Raw genomic sequence first — 22,961 nt, forward strand, 5'->3', positions numbered from 1 at the left:
CCCAATACCTCCGTGGTGCACAAACCACCAAGGCATTTCCGCACGGCACCCGAGCCCGGCAGCTGCCCGAAACTCGAGTGCCGTAAGCCCCCTACAAACTAGCCCGCAGCGCCTTCTTATCAATCTTGCCAACAGCCGTAACCGGCAGCGAATCCGCCTGGCGTATCAAGTCAGGCAGCTTGTAAGTAGCCAGCCCACGCTCGGTAAGAAACGTCTTCAACTCAGGAAGCGTCGGCAACGACCCGGTCACCACCAGCACCACACACACCTTCTCCCCGAGCGACGGATCGGGCACCCCCACCGCCGCGGCATGGCGGACAGCAGGATGAGCCAGCAGATGTTCCTCCAACTCATCGCAAGAAATGTTCTCACCACCGCGATTGATGACATCCTTGATCCGCCCACTGACAACCAGGTGCCCGCTGGCAAGCTGACGGACAAGATCGCCGCTGCGGTAGAACCCATCGGGCGTAAACGCGCGGGAATTGTGTTCGGGGGCACGGTAGTAACCACGCAGCGTATAGGGCCCCCGGGTCAGCAGCTCCCCCTCCTCCCCGGCAGGCACATCGTTGCCCTGACCATCGACCACACGGATCTCGTCACCAGGCGAGAGCGGCTTGCCCTGAGTGGTGTAGACGAGTTCATCGGCATCATCGAGGCGAGTGAAGTTCAACAGCCCCTCGGCCATCCCGAACACCTGCTGCAACCGGCACTGCAACGCCGGTTCCACTTCACGAGCATTCACCTCGGCCAACCGCGCACCACCCACCTGAAGCAGCCGCAGCGAGCTCAAATCGGCGTCCTCCCAATCCACCGCGGCACTCCACAACTGGGCAAGCGGCGGCACCACGGCGCTCACGGTGACGCGATGCTTCTCGATGGCGGCGAACGCGGCCTCGGGGCTCGGGTCGAGGGTGAAGGCCACGGCCCCGCCGGTGGCGACGGTACCGAAGATGCCGGGGCAGGCCAGCGGAAAGTTGTGTGCGGCAGGCAAAGTCGCGAGGTACACGTCATCGGCGGTGAGCTCGCACACCTGCGCGCTCGCGGTGGCGTTGTAGACGTAGTCGTCGTGGGTGCGTGCGATGAGCTTGGGCAGACCGGTTGTTCCACCGGAAACCAGCATCACCGCGATCTCGGCGGGATCCACCCCGGGCAGCGAATCGCCCTGCGCCGGAACGGTGTCGAGGGCCCGGAACTTGCCGGGATCACCGGCGACCAGCACATGCGCCAGGCTCGGCACGGCGGCGCGCACCGTGGCGGCCAGCTCGCGGTAGTCGAAATCGCCGAGCCGGTCCGGGATCAGGTAGGCAACGGCCTCCGACAGCGCCGCCAGGTGCTCGATCTCGGCGCGGCGGTGCGCGGGCAGGGTGAGTACGGGGATGATGCCCGCCCGCAGGAGGCCGAACAGGGCCGTCGCGAACTCGGGGATATTCGGCAGCTGCACGATCACGCGGTCGCCGGGGCGGATGCCGAGGGCGAGCAGTCCGTGGGCCATGGCGTCGGCGGCGGCGTCGAGTTCGGCGTAGGACTGCACGGCGGCGTCGCTGAGGATCGCGGGGCTCGACGGCTTGGTGCGTGCGGTGTCGCGCAGCAGGTCACCGAGCGTGCGCCCGGACCAGTAGCCCGCCGTGCGGTACTCCTGCGCTGCCGCCTCGGGAAACGGAACGTAGCCCTCGCGATGGCTTGTCGACGTAGTCACAGTCGAACCCTCCGGTCGATCCAGATCAAAGCGGCCGAGAACCGGGGGTGCTCGACCATAGGTTAGGCAACCCTATCTCAGTGGAGTAGGCTGCCGGCGAGCAGTATCGAATCCGTCCGGGGTCGGACGGCGAGCAAGGAGTGATCGGCAGATGGAGACAGCACCCGCGAACGGCGGCGGAATCGACCGTGCCGAGATCCGTGCCGCGATCGCCCGTCACCTCGACATCACCCCCGACGCTGTCGCCGACGCCGACGACCTGATCCAGCTCGGCCTCGACTCTATCCGCACCATGAAGCTCGCGGGCGCCTGGCGCAAACGCGGCATCAAGGTGAACTTCGCCCTCCTCGCCGCGCACCCGACCATCGATGCCTGGCATGCCTTACTCAACGGCGCCGACCCGGATTCCTTGACCGCCGCCACCCGTCACGAGCGGGTCGCCACGGAGCCGACCGCGGTCGAGGGCGCTGTCGCGTCCGCTCCGACCGCAATCGCCGACGACGTGTCGGCCACGGTCGGCCCGACCGGACCGACTGCCAGCGCATCGGCCACGCACCGATCGAATCAGGCCGCAGGTGTCGGCACGACTGCAGGTGCGCAACCGATCACACCCACCGAGGCCGCGCAGGCGCCTGGCGAAAACGGCTCTGCCGCAGCGGATGTCATCCCCGACGACGGTACTCCGTTCCCGCTGGCGCCCATGCAGCACGCGTACTGGATCGGACGTTCGGATGCGCAGGAGTTGGGCGGGGTAGCCGCGCACCTGTATGTCGAGTTCGACGGGCAGGGCGTGGACCCGCAGCGCCTCGAGCGGGCCGTGGAGCAATTGCTCGTGCGCCACCCGATGTTGCGGACGAGGTTCCTGCCGGACGGCACCCAGCAGACCCTCGACCGCCCGGGACGGGCCGTCTTCGGGGTCACCGATCTGCGTGCGATGTCCGAGGACGAGGCGCAGCGCAGGCTGGCGGAACTGCGCGACCAGCGCACCCATCAGCGGATGGCCGTGGAGGACGGCCAGGTGATCGATATCGCCCTCACCCGCCTGGCCGACGGTCGCACCCGCCTGCACCTCGATGTCGACATGCTCGCCGCCGACGCCATGAGTTACCGCATCCTCGTCACCGACCTGGCCAAGCTCTACCACGGCGAACAGCTCGCCCCTCAGGACTACACATTCCGCCAGTACCTGGCCGAACAGCCGTCCACCGACGAGGAGCGCGAACGCGACCGCGACTGGTGGCGCGACCGGCTCGCCGAACTACCCGGCGCACCCGAACTACCGCAGGCGCAGCATGTTTCGGAGCCGAACCGCACCGTTCGCCTGCACCGGTGGCTGTCTACGGAGGCCAAGGCGCAGGTGTTCGACGCCGCCCACACCCGAGGCATCACCCCGGCGATGGCGCTGGCCTCGGTGTTCGCCGAGACCATCGGCGGCTGGTCGGCGCAGCGCCGTTTCCTGCTGAATCTGCCGCTGTTCCACCGGGAGCCGGTGCACCCGCAGGTCGACGGCGTGGTCGGCGACTTCACCTCCTCGGTGCTGCTCGAGGTCGATGTCACCGAGCCCGCCACCGTCGCCGATCGCGCGCGCACCCTGCAGCAGCGCCTGCACGAGGCGGGCGCGCATTCGGCCTACTCGGGCCTCGAGGTCCTGCGTGACCTGGGCCGTCAGCGCGGCGAACCGGTGCTGGCCCCCATCGTCTACACCAGCGCCCTCAACCTCGGCGAACTGTTCGCCGACACCGTCACCGACACCTTCGGTGACCCGGTCTGGATCATCTCCCAGGGCCCGCAGGTGCTGCTCGACGCCCAGATCACCGAGGTCCGCGGCGGCCTCCTGCTCAACTGGGACATCCGCGAATCCGCCTTCCCGCCCGGCATGGTCGAGGACATGTTCGCCCGCTACATCGAGGCCATCGAACGCCTGGGCGGCCAGAGTTCGGCGACCGTCGCGGGCTGGCAGGCCGAGGCAGGCGTGCGAATTCCCGTGGAGCAGGCCGCGACTCGCGCCCGGGTGAATGCGACGGCCGCGCCCCTGAGCGGCAACCTGCTGCACACGGGCTTCTTCGCGAATGCCGCGACGAACCCGTCCGCGCCCGCGGTGCTCTGGGAGCCTGCCGGGCAGCTGACCTACGGTGAGCTGGCCGCCGACGCCCTCGCCGTGGCAGGTGCCCTGCGCGAAGCCGGTGTGACGCCGGGTGATTCGGTGGCCGTGCAGTTGCCGAAGGGGCCCGATCAGGTGGTCGCTGTCCTCGGCGTGCTCGCCGCCGGTGCGGTGTACGTGCCGATCGGCTTCGACCAGCCAGCCGCCCGCCGCGCCGAAATTCTCTCCACCGCCGACGCCGTCGCGGTACTCACCGTCGGTGGCACCCAGATCCCCGAGGCTCGGGTCGTCGACCTGGCCGAGGCACGCAACCACCCGGAACCCTTGCCGCGCCCCGTCTTCGGCGATCCGGAGAACATCGCCTATGTGCTGTTCACCTCCGGCTCCACGGGCAAGCCGAAGGGTGTCGAGGTGCCGCACCGTGCCGCCATGAACACCATCGACGACCTCAACGACCGCTTCGGCGTCGGCGCGAACGACCGTGCCCTCGCCCTGTCGGCCCTCGAGTTCGACCTCTCGGTCTACGACATCTTCGGCCTGCTCGCGGCGGGCGGTGCCGTGGTCACCGTCGACGACGCACAGCGCGGCGACCCGGCCCGCTGGGTGGACATCATTCGCCGCCACGAGGTTTCGCTGGTCAACTGTGTTCCCAGTCTGCTCGACATGCTGCTCACCGCGGCGGGCGGGCAGGCGCTGCCGTCGCTGCGCACGGTGATCCTCGGTGGCGACTGGGTGGATGTCGCCCTGCCCGCCCGCCTGGCGGACGTGGCGCCGGACTGCCGCTTCGCCGGTCTCGGCGGGGCGACCGAAACCGCCATCCACTCCACCATCTGCGAGGTCGTCGGCGCCGAGGTGCCTGCCGAATGGACGGCCGTTCCCTACGGCACCCCGTTGCGCAATGTGCGGTGCCGCGTGGTCGGCCCGGCGGGCAACGACTGCCCCGACTGGGTGAGCGGTGAACTGTGGATCGGTGGGGACGGTGTGGCCGCGGGGTACCGCAAGGACCCCGAACGCACCGCCGACCGCTTCGTCACCCACGAGGGTGTGCGCTGGTACCGCACCGGTGACCTGGCCCGCTACCTGCCCGACGGCGGTCTGGAGTTCCTGGGCCGCGCCGATCATCAGGTGAAGATCCGTGGTTACCGGGTGGAACTCGGTGAGGTGGAGAGCGCCCTGCGCGCTGTGCCCGGCGTGCGGCACGCGGTCGCCGCCGTGGTCGGCAAGGCCGCACCGAAACTGGTCGCGCTGGTGGTGCCGACGCCCGGCACCGTCCTCGATGCCGACACCGTGCTGGCCGCTGCCGCCGAACTGGTCCCCACCTACATGGTGCCTACCCGTCTGGAACTGCTGCCCGAACTTCCGCTCACCCCGAACGCCAAACCCGACCGCAAGGCCATTCGTGCCGTACTCGAAAAGGGCGAGGCTGCTGAGGAATTCGTTGCACCGCGCACCGATCTCGAACGCGCGCTCGCGGCGGTGATCGGCGAGGTCCTCGCGGCCGAACGCATCGGTGTCACCGACGACTTCTTCGCTCTCGGTGGTGATTCGGTGCTCGCCACGACTGCCGTCGCCCGCATCCGGGAATGGCTCGACGCACCCGACACCGTGGTCGCCGACCTGTTCACCGCCCGCAGCGTCGAGGGTCTCGCGAAGCGAATGACGCAGCGGGAGAACGAGTCCGGTACGCCCGGGAGGTTGGCGGCGGTCGCGACCATGTATCTCGAGGTGGCCGCGATGACCGACGAGGAGATCCTCGCACAGTCCTGACCGGAGGGCGGTTCTCGATTCGCGGTTGTCCCAGCTCGCACTACACTTCGGTCGGTGAGCAAGTGGACTACCGCTGACCTATCCGACCAGACCGGCCGCACTGTCATCGTGACCGGCGCCAACAGCGGTCTCGGCGCCGCCACCGCGCGTGCGCTGTCCGCGAAAGGCGCGCGGGTGATCCTGGCCTGCCGCAATACGGCCAAGGCCGAGCAGGTGGCGAGCGAGTTACCCGGGGAGACCCAGGTGCGTGAGCTCGATCTGGCCGACCTGAACTCGGTGCGCGCTTTCGCCGAGTCCATCGAGCGGGTCGACGTGCTGATCAACAACGCGGGCGTGATGGCGCTGCCGCTGCGCCGCACCGTCGACGGTTTCGAAATGCAGTTCGGCACAAACCATCTCGGCCACTTCGCGCTCACCAACCTGCTGCTCGACCGGATCGCCGACCGGGTGGTCACCGTGTCGAGCAACGCGCACCGCATCGGCCGCATCGACCTGGCCGACCCCAACTGGGAGCAGCGCCGCTACGACCGCTGGCGCGCCTACGGCCAGTCCAAGCTGGCCAATCTGCTGTTCGCCACCGAACTGCAGCGCCGGCTGGCCGGTGAGGGGTCGTCGGTGCTCTCGGTGGCCGCGCACCCCGGCTACGCCGCGACCGAACTCATGTCGCACACCGAATCGGTGCAGGAAGTCTTCATGTGGCTCGGCAACCGGATGTTCGCGCAGAGCCCCGCTCAGGGCGCCCTGCCCACGCTGTTCGCCGCCACCGCCGACGTGGAGCCCGGCGGGTTCTACGGTCCCGACGGCCTGTTCGGCCTGTGGGGCCACCCGGCGCCGTGCGCGATGGCCGCGCCCGCGCACGATCGCGCCGTCGCCGCCGAACTCTGGGAGTTGTCGGAGAAGCTGTGCGGTCTGCTCTGAGGTGATCGCGATCACCCATGTCACACTCCGGCGCCGTGCGTCGTCGTAGAGGTGTAATCCACCCGACGAAGGAGTGATCATGGAAGCGCGTTTCGACCTCTACAACAACCCCGTCGCCATCAGCTTCGTGAAGCGGCTGCAGACCGCGGCCAAGGTGATCGACGGCTCGCCGCTGCCGAAGGCCACCCACGAGCTGGTGAAGATCCGCGCGTCGCAGATCAACGGGTGCAGCTTCTGCGTCGACATGCACACCAAGGACGCCGCGCACATGGGCGAATCCTCGGTGCGGATCAATCTGGTCGCGGCGTGGCGCGAGGCCAACGTGTTCACCGAGGCGGAGCGGGCCGCGCTCGCCCTCACCGAGGAGGCGACCCGCGTCGCCGACGGCGGCCAGGTCACCGACGACACGTGGGCCCAGGTCCGCAAGCACTACGACGACGACCAGATCGCCGCGTTGATCGCCGCCATCGCGACGATCAACGCCTGGAACCGGCTCAACGCCATCGCCCACACCCCGGCGGGCGACTACGTGGCAGGCCAGTTCGGCTGAGAATCCGGGCGCTCAGGCGAATCGGTGCCCGTATTCGGCCGCCCACTGCGCGAAGGTGCGCGCTGGGCGGCCGAGCACGTTTTCTACCGTCGGGTCGACGGTGCGGGACTCCGGGCTCGACTCGGCGTACCAGCCGATCACGTACTCGGCATCCGCCCGCGACACCCCGGTCGCCGTCAGCCGCTCGATCGCCTGCTCATGGCTGATGGTCACGAACGCGATCTCCCTTCCGGCGGCCTCGGCGAGTACGGCCAACCGTTCCTGCGGCGTGAGCGCCTGCGGGCCGGTGAGGTTGTAGGCGCGCCCGGCGTGCCCGTCCTCGAGCAACGCGACCGCGGCCACCGCACCGATATCGGCCTCGTGCACCAGCGCGCTCGGATGCGCGTACGGCTCGCGCACCACGCCCTCAGCCCGGATCGAATCGGCCCAGGTGAGCGTGTTCGCCATGAACTCCTGCGGTTCCAGCCGCGTCCATTCCACGCCGGACCGCTCGATCGCCTGCTCGACGGGACCGACGCCGCCACCCCAGACCACCGTGATGCGCCGCACGCCCGCCGCCACCGCCCGGTCGACGAGTTCCTGGCCCACCTCGGCCAGACCCGCCGTCACGGTCACGTGCAAACGGTCGACACCGCTCCAGTCGAGCGTGCCCGGCTCGGTGTGCGTTCCGCCGATTAGTTCCACCTCGGGACCGAGGAGTGCGCGTGCCCTTTCGGTATCGCGGGTGAGTGCCTTGACCTTCTCGCCGCGCTCGACGAGTTCACGAACCACCTGGCGCCCGGTATTGCCGGTCGCGCCCGTAACCAGTGTTGTCACAGTCGATTTCCTTTCCTCGGCACCCACGCTAGGAACTCAACAGAGGTTGAGGTCAACTGGCGCAGTGGTGTGATCGTGCGCACTTCGGGCAACCACGCGCGGGTCCGCGACGTTTCACCGGTGGTACAGTCCACGGCATGCAGCGCGCATATTTCTGGTTTAGCGAGCCGGCCCTGGGTGGGCCGGTCTGCGACCCTGCGCGCTGACTTCCTCCACCCCGAGCCGGATACCTGACCGGCTCGACGGGTAGCGAAATTTCCGTGGGTCGGCCTTCAACCGAAAAGGACCCACATTCTCATGACCACCGCAGTTGACGTAGACGCGCGGCACTCCGATCTCGACGATCAGCGCACCCTCAGCGTGAGCCCCCTTCGCTCACCCGCCGAGGTCCGCCTCGTGCACCCCATCACCGACGAGCTGGCCGACACCGTGCGCTCGGGTCGCAAAGCCACCGTCGACGTGCTCAACGGCGACGACGACCGCCTGATGGTGATCGTCGGCCCGTGCTCGGTGCACGACCCCGTCGCCGCCCTCGACTACGCCCGCAAGCTCGCCGCCAAGGCCGAGGAACTCGGCGACCGGCTGCACATCGTCATGCGCGTGTACTTCGAGAAGCCGCGCACCACGCTGGGCTGGAAGGGCCTGATCAACGACCCGCACCTGGACGGTTCGTTCGACGTGAACACCGGCCTCGGTATCGGCCGCAAGGTGCTCGTCGACATCACCGCCCTCGGCCTGCCGGTGGCGTGTGAGTTCCTCGACCCGATCACCCCGCAGTACATCGCGGACCTGGTCTCCTACGGCGCGATCGGTGCGCGCACCGCCGCCAGCCAGGTGCACCGTCAGCTGTCCTCGGCGCTGTCGATGCCGGTGGGGATCAAGAACGGCACCGACGGTGACGTGCAGGTCGCGGTCGACGGTGTGCGCGCCGCCGCCGCCAGCCACGTCTTCCCCGGCACCGATCTCGACGGCCGGTCGGCGCTGATCCGCACCTCGGGCAACCCGGACTGCCACGTCATCCTGCGCGGTGGCAGCAACGGCACCAACTACGACGCCGCCTCCGTCGCCGAGGCCAAGCTGCGCCTCGAGAAGTCGTCGCTGCCCCAGCGCGTGGTGGTCGACGCCAGCCACGGCAACAGCAACAAGGACCACAACCGTCAGGTCGACGTCGTCACCGACATCGCGACCCGGCTCGCCGCCGGTGAGCAGGGCGTGGTCGGTGTGATGCTCGAGTCGTTCCTCGTCGCGGGCCGCCAGGACCTCACCCTCGGCAAGGCCGCCGACCTCACCTACGGCCAGTCCATCACCGATGCCTGCATCGACTGGGAGACCACCGCCACGCAGCTCGACCGCCTGGCGCAGGCTGTCGAAACCCGGCGCGGCTGAATTCGCTGCACACTCGTGGCCCCGGAAACCCCGGGGCCACAGTGCTTTTACTGGTTCTGCAAGGCGAGTCTGCCCGCGAGGGCCACGAACGACGCGCCGAACACGCGCCGCATCCATGTCACCACCGCCGGGCGCGACAGGATGTGGGACCGCACCGCCGCCGCGGCAGCGCCGTACAGCGCGAACACGACGAATGTCGCCAGCATGAACACCCCGCTCAGTTCGAGCATGCGCGCCAAGGCGTTCGGGGTACCCGTCGGCACGAACTGCGGCAGGAACGCGAAGAAGAAGATGGTCAGCTTCGGGTTGAGGATATTGAGCAGGATCGCCGAGGTGATCATCTTGCGCGCCGACGGCGCGGCACCGGACTCCGCCTCCGGGAGCGAGAGCGCGCCCTTGTCGCGGAAGGTGTTCCACGCCATGTACAGCAGATACGCCACCCCGAGGTACTTCAAGGTCTGGAACGCCACCGCGCTGGCGTTGAGGACCGCGGCCAGCCCGGTGATGGCGGCGATCATGTGCGGGATGATGCCGAGTGTGCAGCCGAAGGACGCGATCACGCTGGCCCGGACGCCGCGCGCCAGGCCCGCCGCGAGCGTGAACAGCACCCCGGTGCCCGGCGTGGCGACGATGACGAGCGTGGTCAACGCGAACTCGATGCTCATCTCCCGCAGGCTAGCCAGTTCCGGCCGTGTTCGGAATAGGCAGTCTCGGTGGTGCACGATGCGGGTGGGTCGGCAGACTGTTCGCTGATGAGACTTCCCGAACTTCCCGATCTTCCGGTGCGGCCCGCGCTGGGGGAGATCACGCGCACTCTGGCCGATCGGGGCGTCGCGGTGTTGGTCGCGCCACCAGGGACCGGGAAGACGACGCTGGTGCCGTTGGCCTTGGCTGCGGGCGAGTACGTGGGGTCAGGGAGGGCGGTGTCGTCGGCTTCGGCTGCGGGCGAGTGTGTGGGGTCGGGGCGGGAGGTGTCGTCGGCTTCGGCTACGGACGAGTTCGTCGGGTCGGGGAAGACGGCGCCGTGGGTTTCGGTGGAGGCCGGTGGGCGGGTTGTGGTGGCCGAACCGCGGCGGTTGGCGGCGCGGGCGGCGGCCGCGCGCATGGCCGGGTTGCTCGGGGAACGGGTCGGGGAGACCGTCGGGTATGCGGTCCGTGGGGATCGCAAGGTGGGGCCGCGCACGCGGATCGAGGTGGTGACCTCCGGTCTGTTGGTCCGGCGGTTGCAGCAGGACCCGGAGCTCGCGGGGGTCGGCACGGTGATCCTCGACGAGTGCCACGAGCGGCACCTCGACGCCGATCTGTTGCTTGCCCTGCTGCTCGACGCGCGGTCGGGTCTGCGACCGGACCTGAAGGTGCTCGCCACCTCCGCGACCGTCGCCGCGGATCGCCTCGCCGAGCTGCTCGGCGGTGACGGTGCCGCCGCCCCAGTGCTCGAGGTGCGCGGACGAACCCACCCCGTCGACATCGGGTACCTGCCCGCACTACCGCGTGAACGGGTCGAAGGTCACGTCGCCCGGGCCACGCGCACCGCGCTCGCCGAAACCGACGGTGACATCCTCGTCTTCCTGCCCGGAGTCGGTGAGATCAACCGCACCGCGGGGTTGTTGCGCGACCTCGACGTCGATGTGCTTCCGCTGCACGGCAGGCTCACCGGCGCCGCCCAGGACGCGGCCCTTCGACCCGGCCAGCGGCGCCGGGTCGTGTTGTCCACTGCCGTAGCGGAATCCAGCCTCACGGTGCCCGGTGTGCGTGCCGTTGTCGACTCCGGGTTGTCGCGGGTGTCACGGGTTGATCATCGGCGGGGGCTGTCCGGCCTTGCGACAGTGCGTGTTTCGGCCGCCGTCGCCGAACAGCGTGCCGGACGTGCCGGTCGTGAGGCGCCCGGTCGTGCCTGGCGTTGCTGGCCCGAATACGAACACCACACCCTGCCCGCCTACCCCGACCCGGAGATCCGCACCGCCGAATTGACCCGCCTCGCACTCGAATTGGCGTGCTGGGGCACCCCCGACGGTTCCGCCCTCGCCTGGTGGGACGCCCCACCCGAAGGCGCGCTCACCGCCGCCCGCACCGTCCTGCACGCCCTCGGCGCCCTCGACGGCAACGACCACATCACCGCCCGCGGCCGCGCCATGGCCACCCTCGGCCTGCACCCCCGCCTGGCCCGCGCCCTCCTCGACGGCGCCGCCCACCTCGGCCCGAAACTCGCCGCCGAAATGGTTGCCCTGATGGACGACGACACCCTCGCCCCCGGCACAGACGCCACCGCGGCCCTGCGCACCCTCCGCACCGACCGCCCACCCCGCTGGACCCGAGAAGTCACCCGCCTCACCCGCCTCGTCGGCGAATCCGATGGCTCGGCCGTGTCCGGCGAGAGTGCTTATGGCGCAATCGCATCGGGCGCGGAGACCGGCGGTGCGGTGCTGACCGGCGAGGTAAGCCGTTCTGCGGCGACATCGTTCGATGTCCGAGCCAAGGCGGGATCGCCAGGTGATGGTCGCGCCGAGGGTAGTTCGCCTGCGGGAAGCCATGGTGATCGGCAGGCGGACGCGAGGCGTGGCAGTGGCGGCTCGGGTGGGGGGAGGCGTGACTCGGTCGGGTCGGGTGGGGGGAGGCGTGACTCGGCCGGGTCGGGTTTGGGGAGGCGTGACTCGGTCGGGTCGGGTGGGGGGAGGCGTGACTTGGTCGGGTCGGGTTTGGGGAGGCATGACTCGGCCGGGTCGGGTGTGGGAGTGCTCGAAGAGGGGGTGGCGTTGATGATCGCGTTGGCGCAGCCGGAGCGGTTGGCGCGGCGGCGGGGGAGTGGGTCGGGGTCGTATTTGATGGCGGGTGGGACGGCGGTTTCGTTGCCTGCGGGGTCCGGGCTGGTGGCTGCGGAGTGGTTGGCTGTTGCCGTGGCGGATCGGGATCCGGGGCGGGCGGAGGGCCGAATTCGGCTGGCGGCAATCGCTTCTGAGGATCTGGCGCGGGCGGCTGCGCCTGGTTTGGTCAGTGTTGGGGAGGAGGTGCGCTGGGACGGCGGGGATGTGATCGCGCGGTGGGTCGAGCGGTTGGGTGCGATCGTGCTGTCCGAAAAGCCGCTGCGTGAACCCGATTCGGCGTTGGTGGGCGCGGCGTTGCGGGAGGGACTGCGCGCGGAGGGGATCGGTCTGCTTCGCTGGTCCGACGACGCGCGCAACCTGCGTGATCGCCTCGCCTTCCTGCACCGCACGCTCGGCACACCATGGCCCGATGTCGACGACGACGCCCTCCTCGCCGACCTCGACTCCTGGCTCGGCCCCGAACTCGCCACCGCCCGTCGCCGCGCCGACCTCGCCCGCATCGACGCGGGTACCGCCCTGCGCCGCCTCCTGCCCTGGCCCGAAGCCGCCCGCCTCGACGACCTCGCCCCCGAGCGCCTCGAGGTCCCCTCGGGCAGCCGCGTCCGCGTCGACTACAGCGCCGACCAGCCGGTCCTCGCGGTGAAGGTCCAGGAAATCTTCGGCTGGACCACCCCACCCACCCTCGCCGACGGCCGCGCCACCCTCCTCCTGCACCTGCTCTCCCCCGCCCAGCGCCCCGTAGCCGTCACCGCCGACCTCCCGTCCTTCTGGCAAACCGGCTGGCCCCAGGTCCGCGCCGACCTCCGCGGCCGCTACCCCAAACACGCCTGGCCCGAAGACCCCACCCAGGTTCCCGCCCACCGAGGCACCGCCCGCCGCCTCCGCCCCACCTGACCACCCCCGAGACCGGGCCTGTCCCGCCTGATGTCCGCATCGGGCTTGTCGCCGCCTCGAATTCCACCAGCCGCCCGCCCGGAAACGTTGAGTGCGGCTCGCCGAGGAAGTCGTGAACGAAACCCAGCTTCCTCGGTTGGCCTACACCTACCTCGTCCCGCCTGCCCCTCGCCGGTCGCTCCAGGCCAGCGGCCACCCATCGAGCTGGACATGTGATCACCACGCTCTGATGGCGGCTTCGGCCGAGAAGCGAACGCCACCAGAGCGTGGTGATCTTGGTTCAGTGGCGGTCCGCGCCTGGCGTGTGACGGCCGATCGACGCTGACCGTCCGTGTGGGGCCGCCCAGACACCGCCGCGTGGATGGCGGCATCGCCCCGATCAGCTGAGTTCAACGAACTGGGCACCCGATCACCGCTGTCTGGTGGCGGCTTCGGCCGAGAAGCGAACACCACCAGAGCGTGGTGATCTTGGATCAGTGGGTGGGGGTGAGGTGGACGGCGAGGAGGTCGCCTGAGGTGGTGGGTTCGCAGGTGAAGCCGGCGGCGGCGCAGCGGTCGGTGAGGCGAGTGGGGCTGGGTTTCGGGGAGGTGGGGGTGTCGGTGGGGGTGCCGTAGCCGTAGCAGAGCCAGAGGCGGCCGGTGGGGGACAGGCAGGTGCGGAGCGTTGCCCAGGCCTGGGGGGCGGGAGAGGTCCAGAAGAGGTTGACGTTGACCGCGTAGATCAGGTCGAACTGTTCGCCGGGATCGAGTTCGGCGAGCAGGCGGGCCGGTACGATCTTTCCGATCTCGCCCTCCACCAACCGGATTCGCCCTGCCGCGATCTCGTCGGCACACCGCTGCCCGGCTCGCGCCAGCGCGGTCGCCGAACGCTCCACGCCGACGATCCGCCCGTCGCCGAGCCGCTCCGCCATCCGTGCCAACGACGCGCCGTTACCGGGCCCAATTTCGAGGACCCGCTCACCGGCCCGCACTCCCATGACGTCGGCGAACCACTCGAACCGCGCATCATCAGGCACCTGCCGCGTCCCTTCCGCGCTCCGAGAACCACCAGCACTCAGCCACGATCATCCTTCCGGCGGAAAGGTTTCCGCAGGCCATCCATCCACCGGCCCGGGCGAATCGTCGGCCAACCGCGCCGCATACCACTCGTCGACCCGAACCCCACGCTGCACGCCACCCAACCGGGCCTTCCCCTCATAGTGGAATCCGTTGCGACGAACGGCGGCGGCCGAAGCGTGATTGCCGACCATCGCGCGCCACGTGATGCGTTGCAGACCAAGCCCTTCGGGAGCGAAGGCGAAATCACAGACCAGGGTGATGGTGCGTGACATCAGGCCCCGACCTCGGTGTTCGGGGCTGAGCCAGAAGCCGATCTCGCACGCGCCGGGACCTCGGGCGTGCAGGCCGACCATCCCCTCGACGCGGCCGTCGGGTGCGGTACGGATGGACCAGATCGGCTCGTTGTTGAGCCATCCTCCCGCCACGTTCCGGTCGAGGAATTCCTCGGCGTCGGTGCGGCCGTAGGGCACGGGGATGGTGGTCCAGCGCCCTACGGCGGGGTCTTGACAACACTCGACGATGCGGTCGATGTCGGCGGCGGTCGGCCGGATGAGCCACACGGTGCCGTCGGTGAGCGTGTGCTGGTACATCACCTCATCCTGGCAGGACGGGCGCATAGTTCTCACGGCATTTTCCGCGCGCGACGGCAAAACCGGTACACCCGTGCAACCAGCGTGAACCCACTCCGTAGGATCAGCGGCGATGGTTTCCCCGCTTCTCGCCGACCTGTTCGAATCGCATCGAGCACATCTCATTTCGGTGGCCTACCGGCTCACCGGAAGCGTCGGCGACGCCGAGGACGCGGTGCAGGAGAGCTGGCTGCGGATGGCGGGCGCCCACCAGTCCGAGATCGAGGACCTACGTGCCTGGCTCACCACGGTGGTGAGCCGGATCTGCCTCGACCATCTGCGCAGCGCGGCGGTGCGCCGGGAAACCTACGTGGGCCAGTGGCTGCCGGAGCCGATCGTCACAGGGCAGGCCCGTACCGACGACCCGCTCGAGGTGGTCGTCCGCAATCAGGACAACCGGATGGCGGCGATGGTGGTGCTCGACGCGCTCACCCCGCAGCAGCGGGTGGCGCTGGTGCTGCACGACAGCCTCGCCGTCCCGTTCGACGAGATCGCCGACATTCTCGGCGTATCACCCGATGCCGCACGACAATTGGCGGTGCGCGCCCGCAAGACCGTCGCGCGCACCCCACCACCGGTGACCGACGACGTGCACGACGAGGCGGTGCAGCGTTTCCTGGCCGCCCTGGCCACCGGCGATATCGCCGCGGTGGCCGCCACCCTGCATCCGGACGTGAATTTCATCGCCGACGCGGGCGGCACGGCACGCACGGCGCTCAATGTCGTCGAGGGTGCGGAGAAGGTGGCGCGGCTGGCGGTCGGCCTGTGGCGCAAGCAGCTCGAAGAGCCGGCGCTGGAGATCGGTTTCGCCGCGGTGAACGGGCAATCGGGTCTGGTACTCACCGATCCGAACTCGCCGTTCGGCCGGGCGGTTCGGGTGCTCGCGTTCTCGGTGCGCGATGGGCTGGTCTGTGCCGCTTACGATTTCGCCAATGTGGCGAAGCTGTCGGGCGCTCGGCTGCGCACCTAGCCGGACCGGACCCGCGCGATCCGATCCGGCGCTGCGGTGTCTACGGGTAGGTGGACCCCCACTGGTGATCACCGGTGGACGAGCCGAGGTTGTGGTCCCCGGTGGAGGAGCCCATGTTGTTGTCGGGCGTGGCCGACCCGGTGAAGAAATCGACGATCGGGCTGGCTTCCAGCTGTTCCTGGATGAAGCGAAGTGCCGAACCGGCGACCTCCGACGCGGCCGGTTGCAGGATGAAGTCGAGCAGAGGTGAGGCCATGCGAGCCCCTTTCGATATGCCACCACGCTGTGGTGTGTGAGGTAGAACACGGCGAGGCTAGCTGAGGTTGAGTGATCGCACAATACCGCAGGTCAAAGGCCAAAAACGTTTGTGAAACATAGGTGTTCGCTATCGTGCGGCAACGGCTGGGAAAGGTGGGATACGCTGCGAAGATGTCGTCTGTGCCGCCCACCGTCGCCCGCTTGCGCCCCTTCGGCTCGACCATTTTCGCAGAGATGACCGAACTGGCCGTGCGCCACGACGCGGTGAATCTCGGACAGGGATTCCCCGACACCGACGGTCCGGCGAGCATGCTCGAGGTCGCCCGCACCGCCATCGCCGAGGGCCACAACCAGTACCCGCCGGGTCGAGGAGTGCCCGCCCTGCGCCGCGCCGTCGCCGACGATCGCGCCCGCCGCTACGGCACCCGCTACGACCCCGACACCGAGGTCCTGGTCACCGTCGGCGCCACGGAAGCGATCAGCGCGACACTGCTCGGCCTGGTGGAACCGGGCGCGGAGGTGGTGCTCATCGAGCCCTACTACGACTCCTATGCCGCCGCGGTCGCCCTGGCGGGTGCGCAGCGACGGACCGCGCGCCTGGTTCCCGACGGCGACCGCTTCGTTCTCGACCTGGACAGCCTGCGTTCCGCGATCACCCCGAAAACCCGCATGCTGGTGATCAATTCACCGCACAACCCCACCGGCTCGGTGCTCTCGCGCGACGAACTCGCCGCGATCGCCGAGCTGGCGCGCGAACACGATCTGCTGGTGCTGGCCGACGAGGTGTACGAGCACCTCGTGTACGACGGCGTGGAGCACGTCAGCATCTCGACGCTGCCGGGGATGCGCGAGCGAACCATCGTGGTGTCCAGCGCGGCGAAGACTTTCAATGTCACCGGCTGGAAGATCGGCTGGGCGTGCGCGCCCGCGCCACTGCTGAACGCTGTGCTCACGGCGAAACAGTTCATGACCTTCGTCGGTGGCGGGCCGTTCCAGCCCGCCGTCGCCCAGGCGATCGACACCGAGCTGGAGTGGGTGCACGGCATGCGTGACGGTCTCGCCGACAAACGTCTCCGGCTCTCGGATGCATTGCGTGACACCGGCTTCGCCGTGTCGTCCACCGCGGGCGGCTACTTCGTGTGTGCTGATGTGCGACCGCTCGGCATCGACGACGGGTTGACGTTGTGCCGGGAGATGCCTGCTCGGCTCGGCGTGGCCGCCGTGCCGGTGAGCGCGTTCGTCGACCATCCCGACGAGTGGAAACACCTGGTGCGCTTCACCTTCAGCAAGCGGGACGAAACCATCGACGAGGGCGCCCGCCGGTTGCGCGCGGGAGTCGCGACTCGCTGATCGGCGAGACTGCCGGTCAGTCCCGGGCGTGGCGGGCGGTGGGTGCGTGCCAGCCGTAATGCCGTGCGAGCAAACGGAATCCGACGGCGCCCGCGGCGGCGAGCAATCCTGTCCAGGTCTGGTAGATGTCCAGGTGCAGCAGGACGGCGGTGGTCGCGGCGCCGAACAGGGCGGGGATCGCGTAGAGATCCTGGTCGGGTCGCAGCACCAGGGGTACCTCGCCGCTGAGCACGTCGCGCAGCACGCCGCCGCCGATGGCTGTCGTCATGCCGAGCAGGGCGGCGGTCGGCGCGCCGAGGCCGACCGAGTCGGCGATCACGGTGCCGGTGACACAGAACAGTCCGAGCCCGATCGCGTCGGCCACTTCGAGTGGGCCCTTGGTGAGCCGTGGCGAGGGCGCGATGAAGTACAGGATCAGCGCGGTCACGATCGACGCGGTCAGGAAGGTCAGGTCGGTGAACGCGGCGGGCGGGGTGCGTCCGATGAGCAGGTCGCGCACGATGCCGCCGCCGAGCGCCGTCGCGCAGCCGAGCACGACCATCCCGAACAGGTCGAGCCGCTTGCGCACCGCGACCAGCGCACCCGACGCGGCGAACGAGATCACCCCGAGCAGCTCGCCGCTGCGATGCACCACGGTGACCGCCTCGTCGAGCTGCGCCGCCAGCGCGCCCGCCATCACCACACCACTCACCACCCGCTCCTTTCCGCTGCAAGCAGGGTGGCACGGCGACCCCCGGCGACCGCACACCCGCCCATGTGTCGCAGCGCACGCCCTCCAGCGCGCCGGGGCAGGTCGGCGCGCGCCTTACACCGGAGCGGGGCGGGTTCGGTCGGTCGCGAGGAGGATCGCGATGCTGCCCAGGGCGGTGCCCATCAGATAGCGCTGGATGCGCAACCACAGCGGGCGGGCGGTGAGGAAGGCGGCCAGGCCCGCGGCACCGAGGACGATCAGCGCGTTGACCGTGAGGGCCACCGTGATCTGGATCGCGCCGAGCGACAGGCTCTGCAACCACAGCGAACCGAGGGCCGGGTCGATGAACTGCGGGATCAGGGCCATGTACATGATCGCGATCTTCGGGTTGAGCAGGTTGGTGAGAAAACCCATCGTGAACAGGCGCCGAGCCGGATCGGCGGGCAGCGCGGCGGGCGCGAACACCGAGACTCCACCGGGCCGGATCGCCTGCCACGCCAACCACAGTAGGTAGGCGGCACCGGCCAGCTTGAGCGCGAGATACAGCCCGGGAACCACCGCGAACAACGCCGTGATCCCCGCCGTCGCGGCCAGCAGATACACCCCGAACCCGGCCGCCACACCCGTGAGCGAGATCATGCCCGCCCGGCGCCCCTGCGCGACCGTCCGCGAGACCAGGTACATCATGTTGGGCCCCGGCGTGAGCACCATCCCGAGCGCCGCCGCCCCCACACCGAAAACCGCCGCCGTCTGAAGCATGAGACGAGTCTGACCTGGTCAGCGAGGCATGTCGCGGTCCAGTCGACGATCGCTGGACCGCTGTCGTCGTGCCGTCACCGGCCTCGGTCCGAGATCCACACCGCCTCGGTCACGAGCCACAGAGCAGTGGTTCGCGGCCGGGCGCTCAACAGCCCGCCATCGCGACGCCGAACCCTGTCACCGCAGGTCCGTACAATCGATCGAGCTGCCGAACCTCCCCGGAACGGCTCACCAATCCCGACAATCCCGGCCGAACGCAACCCCGCACAGGCGAGTCTTACGAGCCGTTCGGGGCCGCCCCTTCGATTCAGCGCTCGAAGCGCATGCGCGCAGCGCGAGTCTCGAGCGCTGAATCGAAGGGTTACAGGCCCCGAACCCGCGGCCCCGGCCGCAAAGATACGGAGTGCTGTGACAGACGGTCCTTTGATCGTGCAGAGCGACAAGACCCTGCTGCTCGAGGTCGACCACGAGCTGGCAGGCACCGCGCGTCAGGCCATCGCGCCGTTCGCGGAGCTCGAGCGTGCCCCCGAGCACGTGCACACCTACCGCATCACCCCGCTGGCGCTGTGGAATGCCCGCGCGGCCGGTCACGACGCCGAGCAGGTGGTCGACGCGCTGGTGAACTTCTCGCGCTACGCCGTGCCGCAGCCGCTGCTGGTCGACATCGTCGACACCATGGGCCGCTACGGCCGGTTGCAGCTGGTCAAGCACCCCGCGCACGGCCTGTGCCTGGTGAGCCTGGACCGCGCGGTGCTCGAGGAGGTGCTGCGGCACAAGAAGATCGCGCCCATGCTCGGTGCCCGCATCGACGACGACACGGTGATCGTGCACCCGTCCGAGCGCGGTCACATCAAGCAGATGCTGCTGAAGATCGGCTGGCCCGCCGAGGACCTGGCCGGGTATGTCGACGGTGAGGCGCACGACATCGGCCTCGACTACACCGAGGGCAAATGGCACCTGCGCGACTACCAGGAGATGGCCGCCGACTCGTTCTGGGCGGGCGGTTCGGGTGTGGTCGTGCTGCCGTGTGGCGCGGGCAAGACGATGGTCGGTGCCGCCGCGATGGCCAAGGCGAAGGCGACCACGCTGATCCTGGTGACCAATACCGTCGCGGGCAGGCAGTGGCGGCGTGAGCTGCTGGCGCGCACCACCCTCACCGAGGACGAGATCGGCGAGTACTCCGGTGAGCGCAAGGAGATCCGTCCGGTCACCATCGCGACCTACCAGGTCATCACCCGTAAATCGAAGGGTGAGTACAAGCATCTCGAGCTGTTCGACAGCCGCGACTGGGGTCTGGTGATCTACGACGAGGTGCACCTGCTGCCCGCGCCCGTCTTCCGGATGACTGCCGATCTGCAGTCGCGCCGCAGGCTCGGGCTCACCGCCACGCTGGTGCGCGAGGACGGCCGCGAGGGCGACGTGTTCTCACTGATCGGCCCGAAACGCTACGACGCGCCGTGGAAGGACATCGAGGCGCAGGGCTGGATCGCCCCCGCCGAGTGCATCGAGGTGCGAGTCACGCTCACCGACGCCGAACGCATGGCCTACGCCACGGCCGAACCGGAGGAGCGCTACAAACTGTGCTCCACCGCGCGCACCAAGATCCCGGTCGTCGAGTCGATCCTGGCCAGGCACGAGGGCGCACCCACCCTAGTGATCGGTGCCTACCTCGACCAGCTCGAGGAACTCGGTATCGACCTGAACGCTCCCGTCATCACCGGGGCGACGAAGAACCGCGAACGCGAGGCACTCTTCGACGCCTTCCGCTCCGGTGAGATCCCTGTGCTCGTGGTGAGCAAGGTGGCGAACTTCTCCATCGACCTGCCGGAAGCCTCGGTGGCGGTGCAGGTTTCGGGCACCTTCGGTTCACGGCAGGAGGAGGCCCAGCGTCTCGGTAGACTGTTGCGGCCGAAACAGGATGGGGGACAGGCACATTTCTATTCGGTGGTCGCCCGCGACACCCTCGACGCCGAATATGCCGCGCACCGTCAGCGTTTCCTCGCCGAACAGGGGTATGCCTACCGCATCACCGATGCCGACGATCTGCTCGGGCCGGCCATCGGGGACAGCGGCGTGTAGCGCCGTTTCCCCGCTCAGGTGCCGGTAGCGTGCGGGTCGGAACCCCCGGCAGATAAGTGGAGGCAACACCTCCGCAACTTGTGCTAGGAAGGAAACGTGCGCCGCTTCGAATTCGAGGTCGACCGTGAGCATGCTCATGCGGTCAACGAGACCTTCACCGGATTACGCAGGATGCGGGTGCTCGCCCTGCTCGCCGCCGGGCTGGCCGTCGCGGCCACCGCCGCGTTCCTGTGGAGCGGGCAGGCCTGGGGGTATCTGCTCGCCTTCGTGTGTGCCCTCGCCGCGGTCATCGCCCTGTGGGTCGCGCTGTGGACACCGCACCGCTCCGATATCGAAAAGCTCTACCGCGACGGGGTTCTCGTGCCCGCCGTCGTCTGTGCGGCGGAACCGAACGGGATCATCCTGCTCGCCCTCGTCGACACCGCCGAAGCCACCGCGTCCGCGCGGGGCTGGGCCCTGGTCACCCGCAAGGTGCGCGCGCTGCCCGGCCACGAACCGACACTGGGGGAGCGGGTGCCGTCGGTTGCGGTGCGCACCGACGGCGCACCCCGTCAGGTCGGCGAACGCTGGCAGCTGGTGACGGCCATGCCGATCGCCTGGGGCACCCGCGACCGCACGGTGATCGAGCGGGCCCGCGACACCATCTCCGACCTCGAATGGCGCCTGCTCGCCGACAATCTCGCCCTCGCCGCGCGGGTGCGCCGCACCGCGACCAAGCGGCTGATGCTCGACCCGCAACACCTGCCGCCGGAACTGGCCTGAACGGCGCTCGCCTGCGACGATACTCGGATCCGAGTCGGCGAGAATGGGGGTCCGCGGCATGCGATGGTCGGCAGGTTCGGTGGTGGTGCTGGCGCTCCTCGCACTGGGAATCCCGCCGGTAGCAGCGGATCCGGGCCTGGTCGGTGCGCCGGGGCTCGGCGATCCGTACTACCCGCTCGACGGCAACGGCGGCTACGACGTGAGCCATTACGACATCACCGTCGACTACGACCCACCGACCCATCAGTTGCGCGGCACCGCGCGCATCGATGCGCGGGTGAATCAGCCGCTGGCGCAATTCAATCTGGACTATCGCGGTCCCGATGTGCTCATGGTGACCGTCAACGGCCAGCCTGCCGGGTTCGCGCGTGAGGGCGACCACGAACTCGTCGTCTCCCCGCTGCTGCCGCTGCTGCCCGGACTGCCGATGCGCATTGTCATCGACTACGCGGGCGAGGCGGCCGACACCGAGGGCGAGGGGTGGACGTACGCGCCGAGCGGTGGCGCCTTCGCCATCGGCCAGCCGCACAGCGCGAGCAGCTGGTACCCGCTCAACGACACACCCTTGGACAAGGCGACTTTCACGTTGCACGCCACGGTGCCCGCCGAATGGGAGGTGATGTCGACCGGTGCGCGCACCCGCCACGAGGCGCGCGACGGCAAGCTGCACACCAGCTGGGAAACCCGCAGCCCCGTGCTCGGCTACCTCACCACCATCGCCGTGGACCACTTCACCTTTCTCGAACAGCGCCGTGCCGACGGCACACCGGTGCTGAGCGCGTTCGCCCCCGATTCCGACGACAATCGCGCCGACGAACAACGCCTCCCCGAGATCCTCGACTTCCTCGAAAACCTCTACGGTCCTTACCCCTTCGAGGTAGCCGGCGGCATCTATGTGGACGCCGAAGTCCCGTTCTCGCTCGAAACCCAGACCCGGCCCACCTACGCGCCGTGGGCCGATCTCAATACCGTGGTGCACGAGCTGGCACATCAGTGGTGGGGCGACACCATGTCGGTACGGCAGTGGTCCGATATCTGCCTCAACGAGTGCTTCGCCAGCTATACCGCCGACTACCTGTGGATCGAGCGCGTCGACGGTGTCGATGTGGATGCGAAGTACCGTGAGGACATCGCGAAATACCGGTGGGAGCAAGACTTCTGGACGTACCCGCTGGCCGACCCCGGCGCCGGTAGCGAGTTCACCTCCGTCTATTGGCGTGGCCCCCTTTTCCTGCACGCCCTGCGCAAACTGATCGGTGACGACGTGTTCTTCACGGCCGTCAAGGATTTCGTGAACGCCCACCGCGACGGCCATGCCTCGATGCCGGAATTCCGCGCGTTCGTCCAGAGCCGGACCTCGATGCCACTCGGCGATTTCCTGTCCGAATGGCTGGACGGTACGACCCCGCCGCGCGAAACATTCCTGTTCCCGGGAACATTGCGCCGATAGG

18 protein-coding genes are annotated in these 22,961 nt (G+C 69.0%); 10 read left to right on the forward strand and 8 right to left on the reverse strand.

The features are described from left to right. Positions 1-91: 91 nt before the first annotated feature. Positions 92-1,699, reverse strand: a complete 1,608-nt coding sequence (locus tag NCO8_RS17260; protein WP_067640913.1) for a (2,3-dihydroxybenzoyl)adenylate synthase — start codon at positions 1,697-1,699, stop codon at positions 92-94. Between the two features lie 151 nt (positions 1,700-1,850). Between NCO8_RS17260 and NCO8_RS17265 the strand changes: the two genes are divergently transcribed. The 3 genes from NCO8_RS17265 (at position 1,851) to NCO8_RS17275 (ending at position 7,035) form a co-directional block, all read left to right on the forward strand. Next, the gene (locus NCO8_RS17265) at positions 1,851-5,567 is read left to right on the forward strand and encodes a non-ribosomal peptide synthetase (protein WP_067640915.1); all 3,717 of its coding nucleotides are present in this window, start codon (positions 1,851-1,853) and stop codon (positions 5,565-5,567) included. 54 nt (positions 5,568-5,621) lie between these two features. Next, positions 5,622-6,485, forward strand: a complete 864-nt coding sequence (locus tag NCO8_RS17270; protein ID WP_067640917.1) for an oxidoreductase — start codon at positions 5,622-5,624, stop codon at positions 6,483-6,485. 79 nt (positions 6,486-6,564) lie between these two features. Further along, a complete protein-coding gene (locus NCO8_RS17275) occupies positions 6,565-7,035 on the forward strand; it encodes a carboxymuconolactone decarboxylase family protein (protein WP_067492565.1) in 471 nt (156 codons plus the stop codon). Positions 7,036-7,047: 12 nt separating this feature from the next. Here the strand turns inward: NCO8_RS17275 and NCO8_RS17280 are convergent, their stop codons facing one another. Beyond that, positions 7,048-7,851, reverse strand: a complete 804-nt coding sequence (locus NCO8_RS17280; RefSeq protein WP_067640919.1) for an NmrA family NAD(P)-binding protein — start codon at positions 7,849-7,851, stop codon at positions 7,048-7,050. Between the two features lie 297 nt (positions 7,852-8,148). Between NCO8_RS17280 and NCO8_RS17285 the strand changes: the two genes are divergently transcribed. Continuing rightward, the gene (locus NCO8_RS17285; protein ID WP_067640921.1) at positions 8,149-9,237 is read left to right on the forward strand and encodes a 3-deoxy-7-phosphoheptulonate synthase; all 1,089 of its coding nucleotides are present in this window, start codon (positions 8,149-8,151) and stop codon (positions 9,235-9,237) included. A 47-nt stretch (positions 9,238-9,284) separates the two neighbouring features. Here the strand turns inward: NCO8_RS17285 and NCO8_RS17290 are convergent, their stop codons facing one another. After that, positions 9,285-9,902, reverse strand: coding sequence for a LysE family translocator (locus tag NCO8_RS17290; protein ID WP_067492373.1), 618 nt, complete (start codon positions 9,900-9,902; stop codon positions 9,285-9,287). A gap of 87 nt (positions 9,903-9,989) precedes the next feature. Between NCO8_RS17290 and NCO8_RS17295 the strand changes: the two genes are divergently transcribed. Further along, on the forward strand, positions 9,990-12,953 hold the full coding sequence (locus NCO8_RS17295) for an ATP-dependent RNA helicase (protein ID WP_067641565.1): 2,964 nt from the start codon (positions 9,990-9,992) through the stop codon (positions 12,951-12,953). Positions 12,954-13,426: 473 nt separating this feature from the next. Here NCO8_RS17295 and NCO8_RS17300 read toward each other — a convergent pair whose 3' ends face one another. Then, a complete protein-coding gene (locus NCO8_RS17300) occupies positions 13,427-13,969 on the reverse strand; it encodes a class I SAM-dependent methyltransferase (protein WP_084457262.1) in 543 nt (180 codons plus the stop codon). A gap of 48 nt (positions 13,970-14,017) precedes the next feature. After that, positions 14,018-14,602, reverse strand: coding sequence for a GNAT family N-acetyltransferase (locus NCO8_RS17305; protein ID WP_067641567.1), 585 nt, complete (start codon positions 14,600-14,602; stop codon positions 14,018-14,020). 112 nt (positions 14,603-14,714) lie between these two features. Between NCO8_RS17305 and NCO8_RS17310 the strand changes: the two genes are divergently transcribed. Then, positions 14,715-15,611, forward strand: a complete 897-nt coding sequence (locus NCO8_RS17310) for a sigma-70 family RNA polymerase sigma factor (RefSeq protein WP_067640925.1) — start codon at positions 14,715-14,717, stop codon at positions 15,609-15,611. 40 nt (positions 15,612-15,651) lie between these two features. Here the strand turns inward: NCO8_RS17310 and NCO8_RS17315 are convergent, their stop codons facing one another. Beyond that, a complete protein-coding gene (locus NCO8_RS17315) occupies positions 15,652-15,867 on the reverse strand; it encodes a hypothetical protein (RefSeq protein WP_067492380.1) in 216 nt (71 codons plus the stop codon). Between the two features lie 173 nt (positions 15,868-16,040). On the opposite strand from NCO8_RS17315, the gene NCO8_RS17320 reads away from it, so the two are divergent. Next, complete coding sequence (locus NCO8_RS17320) at positions 16,041-17,219, forward strand: pyridoxal phosphate-dependent aminotransferase (protein ID WP_067641569.1); 1,179 nt, start codon at positions 16,041-16,043, stop codon at positions 17,217-17,219. 16 nt (positions 17,220-17,235) lie between these two features. On the opposite strand, the gene NCO8_RS17325 is transcribed toward NCO8_RS17320, so the two are convergent. Together NCO8_RS17325 and NCO8_RS17330 are read right to left on the reverse strand one after the other, a co-directional pair. Beyond that, positions 17,236-17,895, reverse strand: a complete 660-nt coding sequence (locus tag NCO8_RS17325) for a trimeric intracellular cation channel family protein (RefSeq protein ID WP_067492568.1) — start codon at positions 17,893-17,895, stop codon at positions 17,236-17,238. 129 nt (positions 17,896-18,024) lie between these two features. After that, positions 18,025-18,669, reverse strand: coding sequence for a LysE family translocator (locus tag NCO8_RS17330; protein ID WP_067640927.1), 645 nt, complete (start codon positions 18,667-18,669; stop codon positions 18,025-18,027). A 408-nt stretch (positions 18,670-19,077) separates the two neighbouring features. Here NCO8_RS17330 and NCO8_RS17335 point away from each other — a divergent pair, with 408 nt between their 5' ends. The 3 genes from NCO8_RS17335 (at position 19,078) to NCO8_RS17345 (ending at position 22,960) form a co-directional block, all read left to right on the forward strand. Then, the gene (locus NCO8_RS17335) at positions 19,078-20,748 is read left to right on the forward strand and encodes a DNA repair helicase XPB (protein ID WP_067640929.1); all 1,671 of its coding nucleotides are present in this window, start codon (positions 19,078-19,080) and stop codon (positions 20,746-20,748) included. Positions 20,749-20,844: 96 nt separating this feature from the next. Next, a complete protein-coding gene (locus NCO8_RS17340) occupies positions 20,845-21,510 on the forward strand; it encodes a DUF3239 domain-containing protein (protein ID WP_067492389.1) in 666 nt (221 codons plus the stop codon). Positions 21,511-21,568: 58 nt separating this feature from the next. Next, positions 21,569-22,960: a M1 family metallopeptidase gene (locus NCO8_RS17345; RefSeq protein ID WP_067640931.1), complete on the forward strand. Its 1,392-nt coding sequence runs from the start codon at positions 21,569-21,571 to the stop codon at positions 22,958-22,960. The last annotated feature ends 1 nt before the right edge of the window (position 22,961 follow it).

This window comes from Nocardia coubleae NBRC 108252 (assembly GCF_001612805.1).
In the GTDB taxonomy this organism is placed as follows: domain Bacteria; phylum Actinomycetota; class Actinomycetes; order Mycobacteriales; family Mycobacteriaceae; genus Nocardia; species Nocardia coubleae.

Coding starts and splice junctions, on each gene's coding strand:
- NCO8_RS17265 (WP_067640915.1), top strand. CDS start 1,851: ATGGAGACAGCACCCGCGAACGGCGGCGGAATCGACCGTGCCGAGATC.
- NCO8_RS17275 (WP_067492565.1), top strand. CDS start 6,565: ATGGAAGCGCGTTTCGACCTCTACAACAACCCCGTCGCCATCAGCTTC.
- NCO8_RS17285 (WP_067640921.1), top strand. CDS start 8,149: ATGACCACCGCAGTTGACGTAGACGCGCGGCACTCCGATCTCGACGAT.
- NCO8_RS17290 (WP_067492373.1), bottom strand. CDS start 9,902: ATGAGCATCGAGTTCGCGTTGACCACGCTCGTCATCGTCGCCACGCCG.
- NCO8_RS17295 (WP_067641565.1), top strand. CDS start 9,990: ATGAGACTTCCCGAACTTCCCGATCTTCCGGTGCGGCCCGCGCTGGGG.
- NCO8_RS17305 (WP_067641567.1), bottom strand. CDS start 14,602: ATGTACCAGCACACGCTCACCGACGGCACCGTGTGGCTCATCCGGCCG.
- NCO8_RS17310 (WP_067640925.1), top strand. CDS start 14,715: ATGGTTTCCCCGCTTCTCGCCGACCTGTTCGAATCGCATCGAGCACAT.
- NCO8_RS17315 (WP_067492380.1), bottom strand. CDS start 15,867: ATGGCCTCACCTCTGCTCGACTTCATCCTGCAACCGGCCGCGTCGGAG.
- NCO8_RS17320 (WP_067641569.1), top strand. CDS start 16,041: ATGTCGTCTGTGCCGCCCACCGTCGCCCGCTTGCGCCCCTTCGGCTCG.
- NCO8_RS17325 (WP_067492568.1), bottom strand. CDS start 17,895: ATGGCGGGCGCGCTGGCGGCGCAGCTCGACGAGGCGGTCACCGTGGTG.
- NCO8_RS17330 (WP_067640927.1), bottom strand. CDS start 18,669: ATGCTTCAGACGGCGGCGGTTTTCGGTGTGGGGGCGGCGGCGCTCGGG.
- NCO8_RS17345 (WP_067640931.1), top strand. CDS start 21,569: ATGCGATGGTCGGCAGGTTCGGTGGTGGTGCTGGCGCTCCTCGCACTG.